Raw genomic sequence first — 14,570 nt, 5'->3', positions numbered from 1 at the left:
ATTTCTTATAGAATAAAGCATTTTAATAAAGATATGATTTGATTTTATTCTGACTCTCTTATCCATAAATCGAAAATTTCTTTTAATCTCTTTGAGCTTACATCTTTCATTCATAGAGAAAGCAGGAATGTTAAGGATTCGTTTTGAGTGTTGAAGGAGGTTTACTCGTTGTAAGCATTAATGCAAATTTTTCCATAATAGAAATCTCTACCGCCTTGCAAAGCTGATCGCTAAGCTTAAATAAAAGGTAATTTCCTAAAGATACTTAAACATCTATTCACGCCTAGACAAACTGTTTTGATTTTCATATAAGTTTATAATGATCGGTATCAAACTATATCAAGCCCTATGAAGCTTGAATCCCATAAACAGTAGAGCTTTTAGTTGTAATAAAAACATGGATCGGATAAATGAGGAGATGAGTTATGAATAAGGTCAAGCTGGTCGCCTTCGATGTAGACGGCGTCTTTTTAGAAAACAGAAACAGCTGGGATACCGTGAGCTCTTTTCTAGGTACCGAAAAAAATATACAGAATTATCAGCTTTTCATCAGCGGAAAAATTAGCTACTATGAGTGGATGTACTTAGATACGCTATCTTGGATAAGGGGCTCAAAAAAAGGCTATGTTAGCAAAGAGGATCTAGAGAGAGCTTTTCAAAGCATAAAGGTTAAAGTAGAAGTTGTAGATCTTGCTAAAAGGCTCAGGCAAAGTGGAAAAAAGATCGTACTTCTCAGCGGAGGAATAGATGTATTTGTCAGAAAGGTTGCCTTAATGATAGGAGAAGATGTTACTTGGTTTGCAAACATTCTAATTTTCGATTCAAATGGAAGGTTAGTCCCTGGCGGGATCCCTTTAGTGCCTGCCGGCAAAAAAGGAGAAATTCTCAGGAGGATCAGGGAAAAGCTGAATATTATTAAGAAAGAGACAGCTTTCATAGGAGACAGCGCTTGGGATAAGGAAGGGTTTACTGAATCTGGATTGAGCATTCTATACAACGGTATAAAAGAGGAGCTTTCTGAGATGAAGGTCTGTGCAGTAGCTGAAAATGTGGAAGAAGTTGAAAAAATAATTAATTTATATGAAGCAGGGGAAATTTTGTGCGAGGATTTCTAATTGTGTACTTTTAATTAAATAAAAAATAACAAAAACTTAGATCTTGGCTTATAAAATTCTGTGAAAAATAATTAAGCCTTTAAGTATAAATTAAAAGTAGCGTTATGATGAATTAAATGTTGCTGAAAAGTGATGCAGGCCTGTGTTGCTGAGCGCTTTTTATTTCAAAGCCGGTTTTCTCTCTTTTTAAAACCAGCTCAATTTAATTAATAAGTATTCAGAAAATTTTATAAAAATGATGAGCTTGATCTAATTGGATGAGCGTAATGCGATGATGCTGTTATCCCCGTCTGATTTTAAAAAGATAGAAAGGTTTAAATCTGTGGAGAAATGATAATTTTTAACTACTCTTTTAGAAGATGATGACTGCCCTATCGAAGATGCCTAACGGCGATGATTCCTTGAATCCCGTCTGATAAAGCTTAATTTAAAGGATGAAAACATGCTCAGCTTCAGCATTAATTCAAGCGATGTTGATATGCTTGCCACCCTCATTATTTCATTTTTAGAAGGAGGTCTCTTAGGACTAGAAAGGTATAAAGTTGGAATGGAGAAGCAGGATAAAATTGAAAGTGAAGAGCTACCTGGAGTAAGGACATATGGACTAATGAGCATATTAGGAACTATACTTGCCTTGCTTAATTCTGACAAGATCTCCGTAAGCCCTTTTGCAAATGAGGTTTTAACCGTTTCTGGCGCTATTTTCGTCACGATTTTGATGGTATCTTACATATACTTCAGGCTCTACAGACTGAAAATAGCGGGATTGACTTCATATTTCGTCTTCTTCCTAACATTCATCATAGGATTTCTCACTGGCTATGGATACTATATTCTTTCTATGAGCTTAACCTTTCTCATAGCAGGAATTTTGGCGTTTAAGAGAGCAATAACCGCCTCTCTGGAAAAGCTTTCGTATGATGAACTCACTGCGGGTCTTGAGCTTGGGATGATTATCTTCATACTTGGTCCTTTCGTTTATGCGACAAACTATGAAATTTATGGTCTAAACCTTCAAGGAGTGTACATTTTCTTTACGCTTATTTTAGCAATCTCTTACATAAGCTATATGGCTTATAAGCTTAAAGGAGAGAAGAGCCTTCTTGCCGTTTCACTACTTGGTGGACTTATCAATAGTGAAGCAACGCTAATGAATATATTAAAAATTGGGGTAAAAGGAAAAAAATTGGCAAAGCTTTCGTCTATTAATAACAGCGGAATGGTGATAAGGACTGCTCTCACAGTATTAATAGGCGCGTATCCATTCCTCATTTCTGATGGATACGAAATATTTGCAAGATACATAATCTCAGGTGTATTACTCTCAATTATGATTCTATACTTAACATATACTCTTTCTGGAAGGGAAAAGAAAGCTGAGGAAAGTGGGGAAAAAGTACTGTATCTTGCAAGCCCGTTGGAAGTAAAAATTGCAACGAGAGGAGTCATTCTTTATATCTTAATTTTCGTTTTGGTTAAGGTATCAAACTACTATCTTGGAAGCTATGCCCTCTTTATAACATCATTCATAGGCGGCTTTGCAAGCTCCATCGCTACAGTTCTTTCTCTGCTTTCTCTAGGTTCTACTGTATCAATAAAAATAATATCGAGCGCGTCTCTATTATCAATGGGCGCAGCAATGCTGAATAAAATAATTTACGCAAAAATAACCACCGATGATAAAGATGCCCTTAAAGAGGTCCTGGTTTCATCTATACCGTCTGGCATAGCTCTTATAATCCTCTCACTCATATTCATCTATTTTTAATTGCTTCTATCTTTGAGCAGTGTTTTTTATATGAGGAATCCTTAAGAATTCCTTCTCCTGTTTTCTTAATAGAATCGAAAACGCTTTTTTGATAGAACCGGATAAGTCAGCATTACAGCAAGAAATAAGTTTAAAATAGGATATAATTTAACATTATTTAGAAAATTTAATGGTGCTATGTATGAGTGAACAGCTAGCAGAAACGATAATTGTAAGTAATAAGGACGTAAGTGAATATGCGCTGAGAGTAATTGTGGCTTTGAGAAACATCACTGAGAATGAAGTAGTTGTAATTAAAGGAAGAGGGGACTTTATCGAAAAAGCAATTGATGTCTATAACGAAGTTAAGGCGAGGATAGGGGATTCTATAAAGCTTGTGTCAGTAAATATTGGAACTGAAAAAGCAGGGAGAAGGTACTTCCCTACAATTGAGATAAAACTAACATATTCAGCATAACCTTCTGTACTACTAGCCTTTATATAAGAGCTTCATCCATGATCTTTACCGGTGTTTCTGCTGTTAATTCCACTTCTGAGATCAACCCAAGTCTTGTCAAAGCATCATACAATTTAGCCAGCAGTGCAAGATAGCTTTCCTTCCCCTCCTCTATAGCATCCATATCTTCTTCAAGCTTCCTTGTAGTCTCCTCGCTAACTAGCGAGCTATAATTGCTACTCAAGTACTGATATACTTTTATTCCTGTATTCGTAGGTATGACAAAGTTCCTCTTCTTTGAAATTACCACATATCCGTGCCTCCTCAGGCTATCTAGGATCTTTGCATAAGTGCTGGGTCTTCCAATCTTTTTCTCTTTCATCAACTTTACTATTTCCCCTTGAGTATACAATGGAATAAGAGAGCCTCTATAGATCTCAACTTTACTAACGTCGACAGGGATCCTTCCCTCTTTTATATAGTCAGCAATTTGAGTTTGTTCATTAATATTATAAAGCAGGCCGTAAAAGCCTGTCTCTTTCTCCCTTAATATAAGTTCTTTCTCAAAAACCTCTTTTTCTCTATTATAGCTGATTGATAGATTCAGCTTTAATTTCTCAACCACCGATGGTCTTGATTGACTCGCAATGAACCTTCTGAATATTAAGTCATAGAGCTTAATGTGTGCCTCGGTGACATTAATGTAAGTTTTTAGTGTACCATCAACTATGCTTTTCTTTAGATCGCTAGCAGACAGCGCTTTGGTTGGCCTTATAGCTTCATGCGTCCCCTCGCTTCCCCAACTCCTTGGATAGAAGATTTCAGGCTTACCGATGCCCTTTGAAAGATACTCGCTTGCAATTTGAATTCCTTTATTAGAAACATGAGTGCTGTCCGTTCTGTGGTATGTAATGAGCCCCGCCTCGAAAAGATCCTGGGAAAGTTTCATTGTAAATTGCGCTCCGTAGCCATAAACCATATTCGCATCATGTAATAATTCATCAGTAGTATAAGGCGGAGGAGGAAGGAGTTGCTGCTCGTATATTTCATATGAATCTATTTTCAAGGATCCGCTCTTAATTATCGCATTCTTGAGATCTTCAGCTTCTTTTTTATCCTTCTTAAACAGCTTCACAGCGAATAAGTTGATGAGTGGAATTCTTACCCAATAGCCTCGTGCATTCTTCCATTCTTCATGTCTGGAAATGATCCATCCCAGAGTTGGCGTCTGCACTCTTCCTGCTCCAAGCCAGGGCTTTTGGAACTCCGACCAAAGCCTGCTTGAGAGAGGGAATCCGATCCACCTATCGGTTACTCTTCTCAATATCTGGGAGGAGACCTGACTTTCATCTATCTTTCTCGGATTTCTAATTGCCTCTAATATTGCCTCCCTCGTTACCTCGTGGAACTCTGCTCTTATGATTTTGCTGTTGTATGGCTTTATAGCCATCTCAACATCCCATGCTATCTTTTCTCCCTCAACATCGGGATCAGTGGCTATGTATATTTCCTCAGATTCCATAGCAATTTTTCTGAGAACATGAACGGTCTCCATTGAAGATTTTATTTTGAAGCTTTCACCGCAGTAAGGGCATTTGTTATGCAAACTTACAAATGTCCTCCCGCAACTCAGGCATTTGCTTATGGGAGCGTATACAGGTATAAATTCTTCATTTACTTTTATTACGCCGTACGTTCCTATGTTGTTATCGCTGACCAAATCGAACAAGTGACCTTTTGTCGCAACAATCATTGCGAGGTACGTCTCAAGGGTCTCTTGGTCTACAATGGGTATTTCATACACAACTACTGATCCGAACCTTCTCTTTGCCGGCCTTCCGAAAAATCCAGCTATTGTCTTAGCTTTATGCGGAGATTCAACTACAAACATTATGGACTTTGCTGGTTTGAAGCTTTTTGATCCGTCTTTTCCCATTCTAGAAAGAATTAGCCTTTCTGATATCTCCTTGAGATTTATCGAGCTAAGCTCCTTTGGATCGAAGCTGTAAACATAGTTTCCTATTTTTTTCTTAAACACTTCCAGGTACTCCTTACTCTTTTCGAAAATTAGGCAAAAGCCAAGCGTCATTTTATCGTTCAGAAACCTGCTTGTCCTCCCGCTTGCCTGAATGTATGTTAAGGGGTCAGGATTTATATAATAGAGCGAACCATCTTCTCCTCTTTCTATTAATGAAGTGCCTAAGTTTAGAACTGCCCCCTTCTCTCTTGGAATAATGCTATCAAGCTTAATAGTAACTTCAGAAATGGTCTTAAGAATAACATCTGCAACTTCTCCGAGCCATCCACTGAGTTGCTTAGTTGTACCTTTCTGAAGCGCAATCCTCAATGCAAACTGCTCCCCTGGGTTTAGCTTATTAATCTTGCTCTGCAAATCTTCGAATCTAGCCTTGATGTTTTCGTCTTTATCAGAAATGTATATTAAAGCCTGCAAAAGCCTTCTTGGGCTGAATAGTGCTGAGTTTAACGGCATCTTATTCTTTGGAACGCCTACAAATATCGCATACTTAATGACCTCAGGTAGGTCGATCCCCCTGACTATGACGCCGTAATAGCTTGAAACGCCCACTAAGACTTGAACTTCCCCTCTAGCCAGCTTTTTAATAACGCTTTTACCAGCTGTGGCGAGCGATGTCTTTATTCCTTCATCTTCCAGCTCCTTTACCAGTTCTTTCGCCCTATTTACACCGAGGTCTTTTGAGACAAAAATTAAACCTCCGCTTCCTAAATTGTTCACTATTTCCTTAATTTTTTCAATTAGCTCTTTATCCTCCTTGTATAGGTAGAATGAGTCTATTATGTTCCTCATATAATCATGTATGCCACCTATTTCAAAGCCTAAAAGCTCCTTAAAAAGCTTTGGCTTCGATCCTGCCTGCCTTCCTGTAGCGCTTGCAACAGCAAGCTGTCCAATTTTCTTTTTCGCTTTTGCTTCTTCCAAAGACACCTCTAGCTCTTCGCACTCTTTTTTCAAATTTTCTGTTTTTTCCTTGTTATTTGTCCCAAGGTAAAAGAATAGCTCATTTCTACACTTAATTAGCCTCTCAGCTATTTTCACATCATCTTCGTCGAAGCCTATAAGGACTAAAACTTTCTCAATGTTCACGGAATTCTTTAGAAGAGAGTCTGCATCGTCTACTACTATCAAGTCGAACTTCAGTTTTTTCAATATATCATAGCGCCTTGAAAGAAAACTAGTTGTTGTTATAAGAACACCGAATTTACCTTCTGCTATCTTTTTTAATACTTCTTCCCTTTTCTTCTTACTAGCTCTACTTTGATAAACTACGATTTCCGCATCGATCCCCATCTTATAGCATATTTCCTTAAGCTTTTCTTCAGTCTGGTTAAGGAGGGATTCCGTTGGGACTAGAATGTATACTTTTTCTCCTTTCTTCAACTGATAAGCGGCATAATGGAGCAAGAGCGTGGTCTTTCCCACTCCAGTAGGAGCGGTAATTGCAAAGCTTTCCCCAAGAAGCAATCTGTGAGCCCATGTTTTCTGGAGGCTCCAGATGTTTTTCCCAGTACTCTCTCTGAACAACTTTTCGAAACTTTCAAGCTCTTCAAATGTATCGCGCATGAGGTGATATGCACTCTGAGGATTATCCGAAAGAGCTTTTGAAATAAGCCTTATCTTTTTTTCTAGAGGATATTTTGAAATATCCTCCATATTATCCAGCTTTGAAGAAGGAAGGCAAGAATTGCAAGGCACGCCCAAACTCAACCTATAAGATGAAATCGGCCCTGCGCAGCTTGGACATAGACTTTGAAATACAGCCTTTATCATTAAGCCCAGCACCACTTGCAGAAGATTTATGATCTTAGCATCTAATGATAAATGTAGATAGTTGCTTAGGTTTTTAAGGAGGAGATTAAAGTATTCAAAGAGAGATTTAAAGCTACTTACAAAAGCATAATATAAAAGCTGGCTTTATTATTAAGTGCTTTAAAAAAGAGGTAAAACTTGAAAGCTAAAATTAAATGAAAAATCCAAAATTTATAACAATTAGAAGTTTAGAGACCAGCTTTTCTGAACACATAACATTTAACCGGGTCTAAAGCTAATGTAAACACTGCAGAATAGACGAGAGCAAACAGTGAAGCTTTCAAACCAACGGGCTCTATTATTATTCCCAGCGCACCAATTATCGTGAAAATTACCAGCACTGAAGACGTGGATATCAATAGAGCTTTTCCAGGCATAGAGGACCAAAAATGCCTTCTCTCTCTTACTAAGAGGACGTTGAATTGGCTCGAGAATATCACTATCAGTAGTACAAACGACTGAATTTTGCTTAGAGAGAAGTGGAAATAATCCCTCGCTATGAATATTCCTAGCATTCCCTCTATGAATAAGAGGATACCTATAACTGAAGACGAAAGCGTTATATTCTTTACATTCCACTTATTTGGGTTTATAGTAGATATTACATTATCAGTTGCTATAGAAATCGTCGTAAAATCATTCGCAAAAAGTATCAGTGCTACTCCGAAAAGAGTAATAATGTCATATTTAAACAATATAAAGCCGACAGTCATCAACATAACGTATTGAAGGACCTTAATTGTTTTATTTATGACCCATGTTAGTGCTCTCTGGTAGCTTTGCCTGCTCACCTTTATAGCTTCTACAATTCCCTTTAAACCCGGCTCTAGAAGAACAAGGCTTGCAGCTGCCTTAGCTGCATCCGATGCGTTGCTTACAGCGATGCCCACCTCTGCCTGCTTCAGCGCAGGTGCATCATTAACACCATCTCCTGTCATTCCCACAATGTGACCGTTTTCCTGCAGTGTTTTTACTATAGTATATTTGTCCTCAGGATATACCTCTGCAAATCCATCAGCTTCTTCAATTATTTTCTTCATCTCATCTTCATTCTTCCCCTTAATTTCGCCCATGGAAAAGATCTTATCTCCTATGCCCACCTCCTTAGCAATTTGCTTTGCAATAAGCACACTGTCTCCAGTTATCATTTTTGGTCTTATTTGAAGGCTTTTAAGTTCCTCAATCAGTTTCATGGAATCCGGTCTGGGAGGATCAGCTAAAGCCATAATTCCTAAAGGCTCATATTTTCCATCGGAACTTTCATCTTTTCGTGCTACCAGAAGGGTCCTATATCCCTTTTCTGACATCTCCCTGATTTTTTCTTCTATTTCTTTGGAGCCATTTTCATAACCACACAGTTGAAGTATAACTTGTGGTGCTCCTTTTGTAAACCTGACTTCTCTCCCATCGATTTTCGCAATAGCTTCTGCCCTTTTCAAAGCAGGATCGAAAGGTATGAATTTCACAACTGTGTAATTGTTCCTGCTGATACCTTTCTTTTGAGCGTAATCAATGACAGTCTGATCGATTGCATCTCCTCCTTCTTCACTTGAAGCGATGAGAGCTGCTTCTAGAACTTCTTTCTCGCTATGACCCTTGAGTGGAACTACATCAACTACTGAGAGCTTGTTCATTGTAATTGTTCCGGTCTTGTCTAGGGCTATCACATCCACTGAAGCTGCATCTTCAACTGTATCAAGTCTAGTGACTAAAACGTTTTCTGATGCTAGCCTCATAGCTCCTACTGCCTGAATTATAGTCATGACCGCTGGCAACGCAACTGGCACGCATGCCATAAGTATTCCAACATCAAAAGTCAATATAGATATAATATCATTTTTGACATGAGCTATAATTGCGTAGGCAGTAGCTATTGCCATAGCTATAACTCCAAATATCATCATAGCTTTTGTAACAGAGAGTAAAACTTCCTGCTGGTGAGATTTGGGGTGAGCGATTTTTACAAGCTCGACAGTTTTTCCAAAATACGTATTCTTTCCAGTATTCACTACAACACATACGGCTTTTCCCCTTTTTATCAACGAACTGGAAAAAATTATTCCTCCAGCGGAAACCTCAACAGGCAACGATTCACCAGTTAAAGCTGACTGATCTACTGAGAGCTCTCCTTCAATTACTTTGCAATCAGCAGGCACAACATCCCCCAAACCCACTACTATTATATCTCCCGGGACTATTTCACTCGCATCAATTTCTTTCCAACTACCATCCCTCAGTACCTTAGACTTTATCTTTAACTTGGATTTTAAAAGTTCAACTGCCCTTCTACTATTTACCGAGTGCCTATATCCTATTACTGCATTTACAACTAGGAGAGCCGCTATTATTGCCGCTTCCAAATAGTGCTCTATTAATATTGATAGAACAATTGCTATTTCAAGAAGCCAAGGCATTGGACCATAAAACTTCTTCAAGAATTCTACTATTGGATTTTCTCTCTTTTCCTCAATCGAGTTTCTCCCGTAGATTTTCAGCCTGTTCTTAGCTTCTTCCTCGCTTAAACCATTCCTGCTTGTCTTTAATTCTTCTAGCACCTTTTCAATATCCATTTCCTTGTAAGCGATTGTTTTCAAAAAAGCACACCCCTTGTATAGCTGTTAGCAATCTTTAAATTCATTTTCTTTTAGAAATACGCCAAAATAATATTTTTATTATCTGTTTTATTATCTGTAGGTCGACCTCTTACTCGCTTTTTCAAAACGAGGCTACCAGTTTTAAAAATCTTCTGGCCTCCAAACTGAAAAATTCTATGTATTAAATTCTTCAAGAAAAGCAAATATATCCTTTAAAAGGTTTGAAGCTAAACTCAACCTTTATGTTGAGAAGAAATTCGGATAGGTTCTTTTAGATGGAGAAGCATAACAGCACCATGTAACATCACATAATACTTACAATGCTTGAAAACTTTCTTAAAAATGAGGTAAATTTCTGCGCTTGATGGAAGTCTAATGTATGTCTTCTTCAGGATTCTGTAAAGTTCAAAGCCATTTTTTCCCATGAGAATCGTTCCAGCAAAAATTGGGAATATTGACATGTAAATTTTCTCCATAAAGTTAGCAATGATCCTTTTTTCATAGGGCTTATTCAAATCTAATATAAATAATTGACCGCTTCTCTTCAGAGTTCTGCTTAGTTCGAGAGCCACAGAAAGATAATTTATTGCGTCTCTATATGCAAAAGATGAAACTTCCAAGTCAAAAGTATCTTCTCTAAAAGGAAGGTGCTCGAAAACCCCCCTTACAAAGTCTACATTATCTAAATCAATGAAGTTCTTTCTAGATGTGTTGATCATCTCCGGCAAAGGATCTAGTCCAATGCAGTAATGCTCCTTTCCGCTTTTTTTCAAGATATATACAAGAGAAGTCCCTGGTCCTGTGCCTGCATCCAATATTCTTAGCGCTTTTCCGTCTTCAATGTTTTCAAAAACGAATTGAAAAAACTTCTCTCTTACGTACTTAAGAGTGAATAGGCTCATTATGTTGTTTGCCTTCTCATATACTCCAACTATTTCACTTAGAGATAAAATTATCTCCTTCCAAAAAGCATTATCATTTTCTGAATTGATTGGCGTTTTCACTCGCACCATTCTTATTTTCTTGTAACTAAGTACTTTGTTTCGCTTCCCTTATCCATTAGCTGTATCCCGATATTCCCAAGCTCACTTCTTATTTTGTCCGCTAGCTCATAGTTGCCTTTTTCTCTGAGCGCTTTCCTTACGTCGATTAAAAGCCTTATGAGGCTTTCAGCGAGCTCAGACTCTCCTTCACTCCTAACTTTTTGAGGAAGAATGTCGAAGACTCTATCTATCTCATCGAATAGAAACTTTAAAGACTGAAGGAGGCTCAAATTTTCACTATTACTGACTTTTTTGTAGTAAATGCTTGTTGCCTCCATCCAATACTTAAATGCCAAAGTAGTGTTAAAATCCTCGCTCATAGCGCGATGGAACTCCCTGTGCAGATTTATAATTTCATTCATAGTTTCGATCTCTTCCTTGCTCAGAGAAAATCTAGGTTTAGCGCTTTTCATCTGATTTTCGATTTCGATGTAGGCAGTAGTGATCCTCTTATAGTTTGCTTCTGCCTGCCTTAATAATTCTTCGTTAAATTCTATCTGATTTCTATAGTGGGCGCTGAGAACCCATAGCCTTATAACTTCAGGTTTGTATTTAGATAGTAGATCTTTCAGGAATACAATGTTACCTAAGCTTTTGCTCATTTTTTCTCCTCTTATAGTCAGCATGCCTGTATGTAACCAGTATCTTACCCACGGTTTAATCCCGAAGAGCGCTTCAGACTGCGCCCTCTCGTTCTCGTGATGAGGAAAGATGAGGTCTCCTCCCCCTCCATGTATGTCTATAGGAACTCCTAAGTATTTAGAAGACATTACACTGCATTCTATATGCCATCCTGGTCTGCCATATCCCCAAGGGCTCTCCCAATATGGCTCTCCTTCCTTCATCTTCTTCCACAATGCAAAATCGAAGGGATTTTTCTTTTCCTTTATAACTTCCTCTTCCTGCCTCCAATTTTCTCCACCTGTCTTCTTTGAAAGCTCTCCGTAAGCATCATATTTGCTCACATCAAAATACACGCTTCCGTTTGACTCATATGCATATCCCTTTTCTATCAGCCTTTTCACAGCATCAATAATATCTTCAATATGATGCGTAACCCTTGGAAGAATGTCTGGCTCAATTCTCAGTTTCTCTATGGCATTTATATAATCTTCTGTATAGAAATCTGCGATCTCCTTCCAGCTCTTTCCCTCCTGATTCGCCCTTTTTATTATCTTATCATCAATATCTGTTATGTTTTGGACATGAATCACCTTGTAGCCTCTTAGCTGGAAGTACTTTTTAATCGCATCAAAAGAAATATAAGTTCGGGCATGACCGATATGGGAGTAATCGTATACTGTTGGACCGCACACGTACATTTTCACAATTCCTTCTTCACTCGAAACGAACTCTTCGATCTGTCTGGTCAAGGTATTATAAATCTTGATTTTCGGCATCAATTTTGAACAGTCCTCGTAAGAAATTTTTTTCCAAAGCTAAAATAATTAATCTTTATATTTTGTAGATAGAAAAGTTGTTTATAAAAAGTTTCTTCATTCATTTGATATGGAAACATTCCTAAATTTGTTTGGAAACCCGCTATTCTTTTGAATGATTCTCACTTCTTCCCTGTCCTTAAGGTTTAGGTCTTGCGCAATGATTTGTCATCTTGGGGCTATATACCTCGGAAAAGATTAATGCTATTTCTGGCTTTGCTAAACTTTCTCGATAATACAATAACCAAGATCTTCAGAAGGTTAAATTGTTCAAAATTTAAAAGAATAAGTTTAAAAAGTAGTAAAGACTTATAAATGTCAGAATTAAATAAATTCAAACAAGAGTGATGACAGAGCTAACCTTAGGGGTTAGCTCGGAACCGTCAGTAAATTGTTGGAATACAAAAATTCCTAAAACGGAAAATATTAAAAAGGTGGAAAACATGGCAACCCAAGGAACTACCCCAAGTAATGTAATATTAGTTGGTAAAAAACCAGTTATGAACTACGTAATGGCTGTATTAGCCCTCCTCAACCAAGGCGTTGACGAGGTAATAGTAAAAGCAAGAGGGAGGGCTATTAGCAAAGCTGTAGACGCTGTAGAAATAATAAGAAATAAACTACTAGCAGAAAAAGTAGAAGTAAAAGACATAAAAATAGGAAGCCAAGTAGTTCAAGGACAGGATAGAACAAGCAGAGTCAGCACAATAGAAATTACATTAAAACTAGGAAGAAAATAAGCACGAAAAATAAAGACTAAAAATACAGTTTTTTGTTTTTTATATTTTTAACAACCCAAAGTCTTAATAAATGAAAACCTCGTCTTTAAGCGGGGATGGGGTAAAGTTTTAAATATTTCTTCACAAAATGAATTTGGGATGTTCCCCGCTATGAAGGATGTTTAATATATCCCATACATTAATGAGATGCATGAGATGGGGGAGCAGTGAGCCTCCCGAACCTTCAGAGAAGGGCGGAGGCGCAAAACCCTCAGCTAAGCGCTGGAAGCTCCGCCATTTAATGGCGGGGTAGCTCACAATGCTCTGTTACTCTTAGAAATATAACATAGTCAAGAGATAATAGATTCATCTGGCTTTTAATACTAAAAAAGGACATCAATCACGTACCAAATATATCCCGCTAGTCCTATTGGAGCAGTAACTCCAAAATAGCCAAAATAAATAGCTATAGCTTCTATTGGAGAAATAATCAGCGCGATTGCCAAAGCTGATATGGATGAATAAGATAATTCATATATATTCAAAATAAGTGCTATAGCTGGATAAAAGGTTCCGAATAATGCTTTTTCGCCGATTATCACGCTAATCCCTTCGCTATCCCTTCCTTTAATTACAAAAATAAGCCCTACTATAAATTCTGGGATAATCCCAGCTAACGGTGTAATGATCACTGAAAGCGCACTCTGATCTAATCCATATTCCTGCCCCAAAGAAAAAATTCCATTTACTATGAGCTCACCACCCGCATACAAAAGCACTATTGACACAAATACCTGCAGTATGGAATTCTTCAAAGAGAGATTCCTTCTCTCGACTTCCACTTCACTCGTCTTAAGAGATTTTTTAGCATAGACGAAATAAATTAAAAGAAGAGCTACACCGTAAATTCTCCCTAACAATCCATATTTTTCAGGATGGAGAAAAATTATTGGAAGCAGAGGAAGTGTAAATATTAATAAAGGGATTGCGACGCTTCTGTCCACATGCAAGATTCTGCTACTTCTCTTTCCCAAATAGTATCCTAAAAAAGCAGCGATGACAATTACCGGATATACAATCGTGCTGGCCATAAATGGCTGGGAAACTATCGATCCCCAAAAAATTCTATACTTTCCCTCAAATAAAGCGATGAGGAGAATAGCAAGCTCAGGTGCAGAAGTAAATATGGGAGCCAATATCATTGATATTCCTATAGATGACTTCTTAAACCTCCAGCTGATCCAGTCTACAAGTTGTTCTACAAGCATGCCTGCATATATAGAAACTAGGACTCCTATGCTCGTCTCTGCAATCGTCCAAACTGAGCTTCCGTTAATCAATTTTGCTCTCTCTTTTTTATTTTTCTGAAAGAATAAAAAGTTAACGTTGAGAATGAAATTAATAATGAACAAAAATAACTTCTTTAAAAATTTTTAAAACAAAGCTATAAGATAAAAAAAGAAACAACTACAAGAAAAAATAAAACAATCATATCTAAAAAAAATATAAATTACTATGATTTTAAATAAATGGTATTATAACGTTTTTTAGTAAACAAAAATTTTTTTAACCCAAAATAAAAAAATAATACATTGCGAAAAAATTTATC

The 14,570-nt window shown here is 37.4% G+C and carries 9 protein-coding genes; 4 read left to right on the top strand and 5 right to left on the bottom strand.

Translation table 11 applies throughout. From position 1 onward, the window contains the following. The first annotated feature begins 425 nt into the window (after positions 1 to 425). From ACP5SL_RS01785 to ACP5SL_RS01775, 3 genes are all read left to right on the top strand, one after another. A complete protein-coding gene (locus ACP5SL_RS01785) occupies positions 426 to 1,115 on the top strand; it encodes an HAD-IB family phosphatase (protein WP_014557854.1) in 690 nt (229 codons plus the stop codon). A gap of 442 nt (positions 1,116 to 1,557) precedes the next feature. Then, on the top strand, positions 1,558 to 2,883 hold the full coding sequence (locus tag ACP5SL_RS01780; protein ID WP_428228099.1) for an MgtC/SapB family protein: 1,326 nt from the start codon (positions 1,558 to 1,560) through the stop codon (positions 2,881 to 2,883). Positions 2,884 to 3,064: 181 nt separating this feature from the next. Further along, the gene (locus tag ACP5SL_RS01775; RefSeq protein ID WP_428228098.1) at positions 3,065 to 3,340 is read left to right on the top strand and encodes a DNA-binding protein; all 276 of its coding nucleotides are present in this window, start codon (positions 3,065 to 3,067) and stop codon (positions 3,338 to 3,340) included. Between the two features lie 19 nt (positions 3,341 to 3,359). Here ACP5SL_RS01775 and rgy read toward each other — a convergent pair whose 3' ends face one another. The 4 genes from rgy to cysS all read right to left on the bottom strand — a co-directional run bounded on the left by rgy (position 3,360) and on the right by cysS (position 12,203). Further along, entirely contained in the window at positions 3,360 to 7,127 is a 3,768-nt protein-coding gene (gene rgy / locus ACP5SL_RS01770; RefSeq protein ID WP_428228097.1) for a reverse gyrase, read from the bottom strand. A 227-nt stretch (positions 7,128 to 7,354) separates the two neighbouring features. Then, positions 7,355 to 9,760 carry a plasma-membrane proton-efflux P-type ATPase gene (locus tag ACP5SL_RS01765; protein ID WP_428228096.1) on the bottom strand — a complete coding sequence of 802 codons (2,406 nt, stop codon included), beginning with the start codon at positions 9,758 to 9,760 and terminating at the stop codon, positions 7,355 to 7,357. A gap of 233 nt (positions 9,761 to 9,993) precedes the next feature. Beyond that, positions 9,994 to 10,764, bottom strand: coding sequence for a class I SAM-dependent methyltransferase (locus tag ACP5SL_RS01760; RefSeq protein WP_428228095.1), 771 nt, complete (start codon positions 10,762 to 10,764; stop codon positions 9,994 to 9,996). Positions 10,765 to 10,775: 11 nt separating this feature from the next. Then, positions 10,776 to 12,203, bottom strand: a complete 1,428-nt coding sequence (gene cysS / locus ACP5SL_RS01755; RefSeq protein WP_428228094.1) for a cysteine--tRNA ligase — start codon at positions 12,201 to 12,203, stop codon at positions 10,776 to 10,778. Positions 12,204 to 12,685: 482 nt separating this feature from the next. Between cysS and albA the strand changes: the two genes are divergently transcribed. Further along, positions 12,686 to 12,982, top strand: coding sequence for a DNA-binding protein Alba (gene albA, locus ACP5SL_RS01750; protein WP_148683609.1), 297 nt, complete (start codon positions 12,686 to 12,688; stop codon positions 12,980 to 12,982). A gap of 362 nt (positions 12,983 to 13,344) precedes the next feature. On the opposite strand, the gene ACP5SL_RS01745 is transcribed toward albA, so the two are convergent. After that, the gene (locus ACP5SL_RS01745) at positions 13,345 to 14,301 is read right to left on the bottom strand and encodes a sodium:calcium antiporter (protein WP_428228093.1); all 957 of its coding nucleotides are present in this window, start codon (positions 14,299 to 14,301) and stop codon (positions 13,345 to 13,347) included. Positions 14,302 to 14,570: the final 269 nt, after the last annotated feature.

It is taken from the genome of Fervidicoccus sp. (assembly GCF_049967375.1).
Lineage (GTDB): Archaea > Thermoproteota > Thermoprotei_A > Sulfolobales > Fervidicoccaceae > Fervidicoccus > Fervidicoccus fontis.
Note: the sequence above shows the minus strand (reverse complement) of the source record. Positions and strands in the feature narration are given on the sequence as shown.

Coding starts and splice junctions, on each gene's coding strand:
- ACP5SL_RS01785 (WP_014557854.1), top strand. CDS start 426: ATGAATAAGGTCAAGCTGGTCGCCTTCGATGTAGACGGCGTCTTTTTA.
- ACP5SL_RS01780 (WP_428228099.1), top strand. CDS start 1,558: ATGCTCAGCTTCAGCATTAATTCAAGCGATGTTGATATGCTTGCCACC.
- ACP5SL_RS01775 (WP_428228098.1), top strand. CDS start 3,065: ATGAGTGAACAGCTAGCAGAAACGATAATTGTAAGTAATAAGGACGTA.
- rgy (WP_428228097.1), bottom strand. CDS start 7,127: ATGATAAAGGCTGTATTTCAAAGTCTATGTCCAAGCTGCGCAGGGCCG.
- cysS (WP_428228094.1), bottom strand. CDS start 12,203: ATGCCGAAAATCAAGATTTATAATACCTTGACCAGACAGATCGAAGAG.
- albA (WP_148683609.1), top strand. CDS start 12,686: ATGGCAACCCAAGGAACTACCCCAAGTAATGTAATATTAGTTGGTAAA.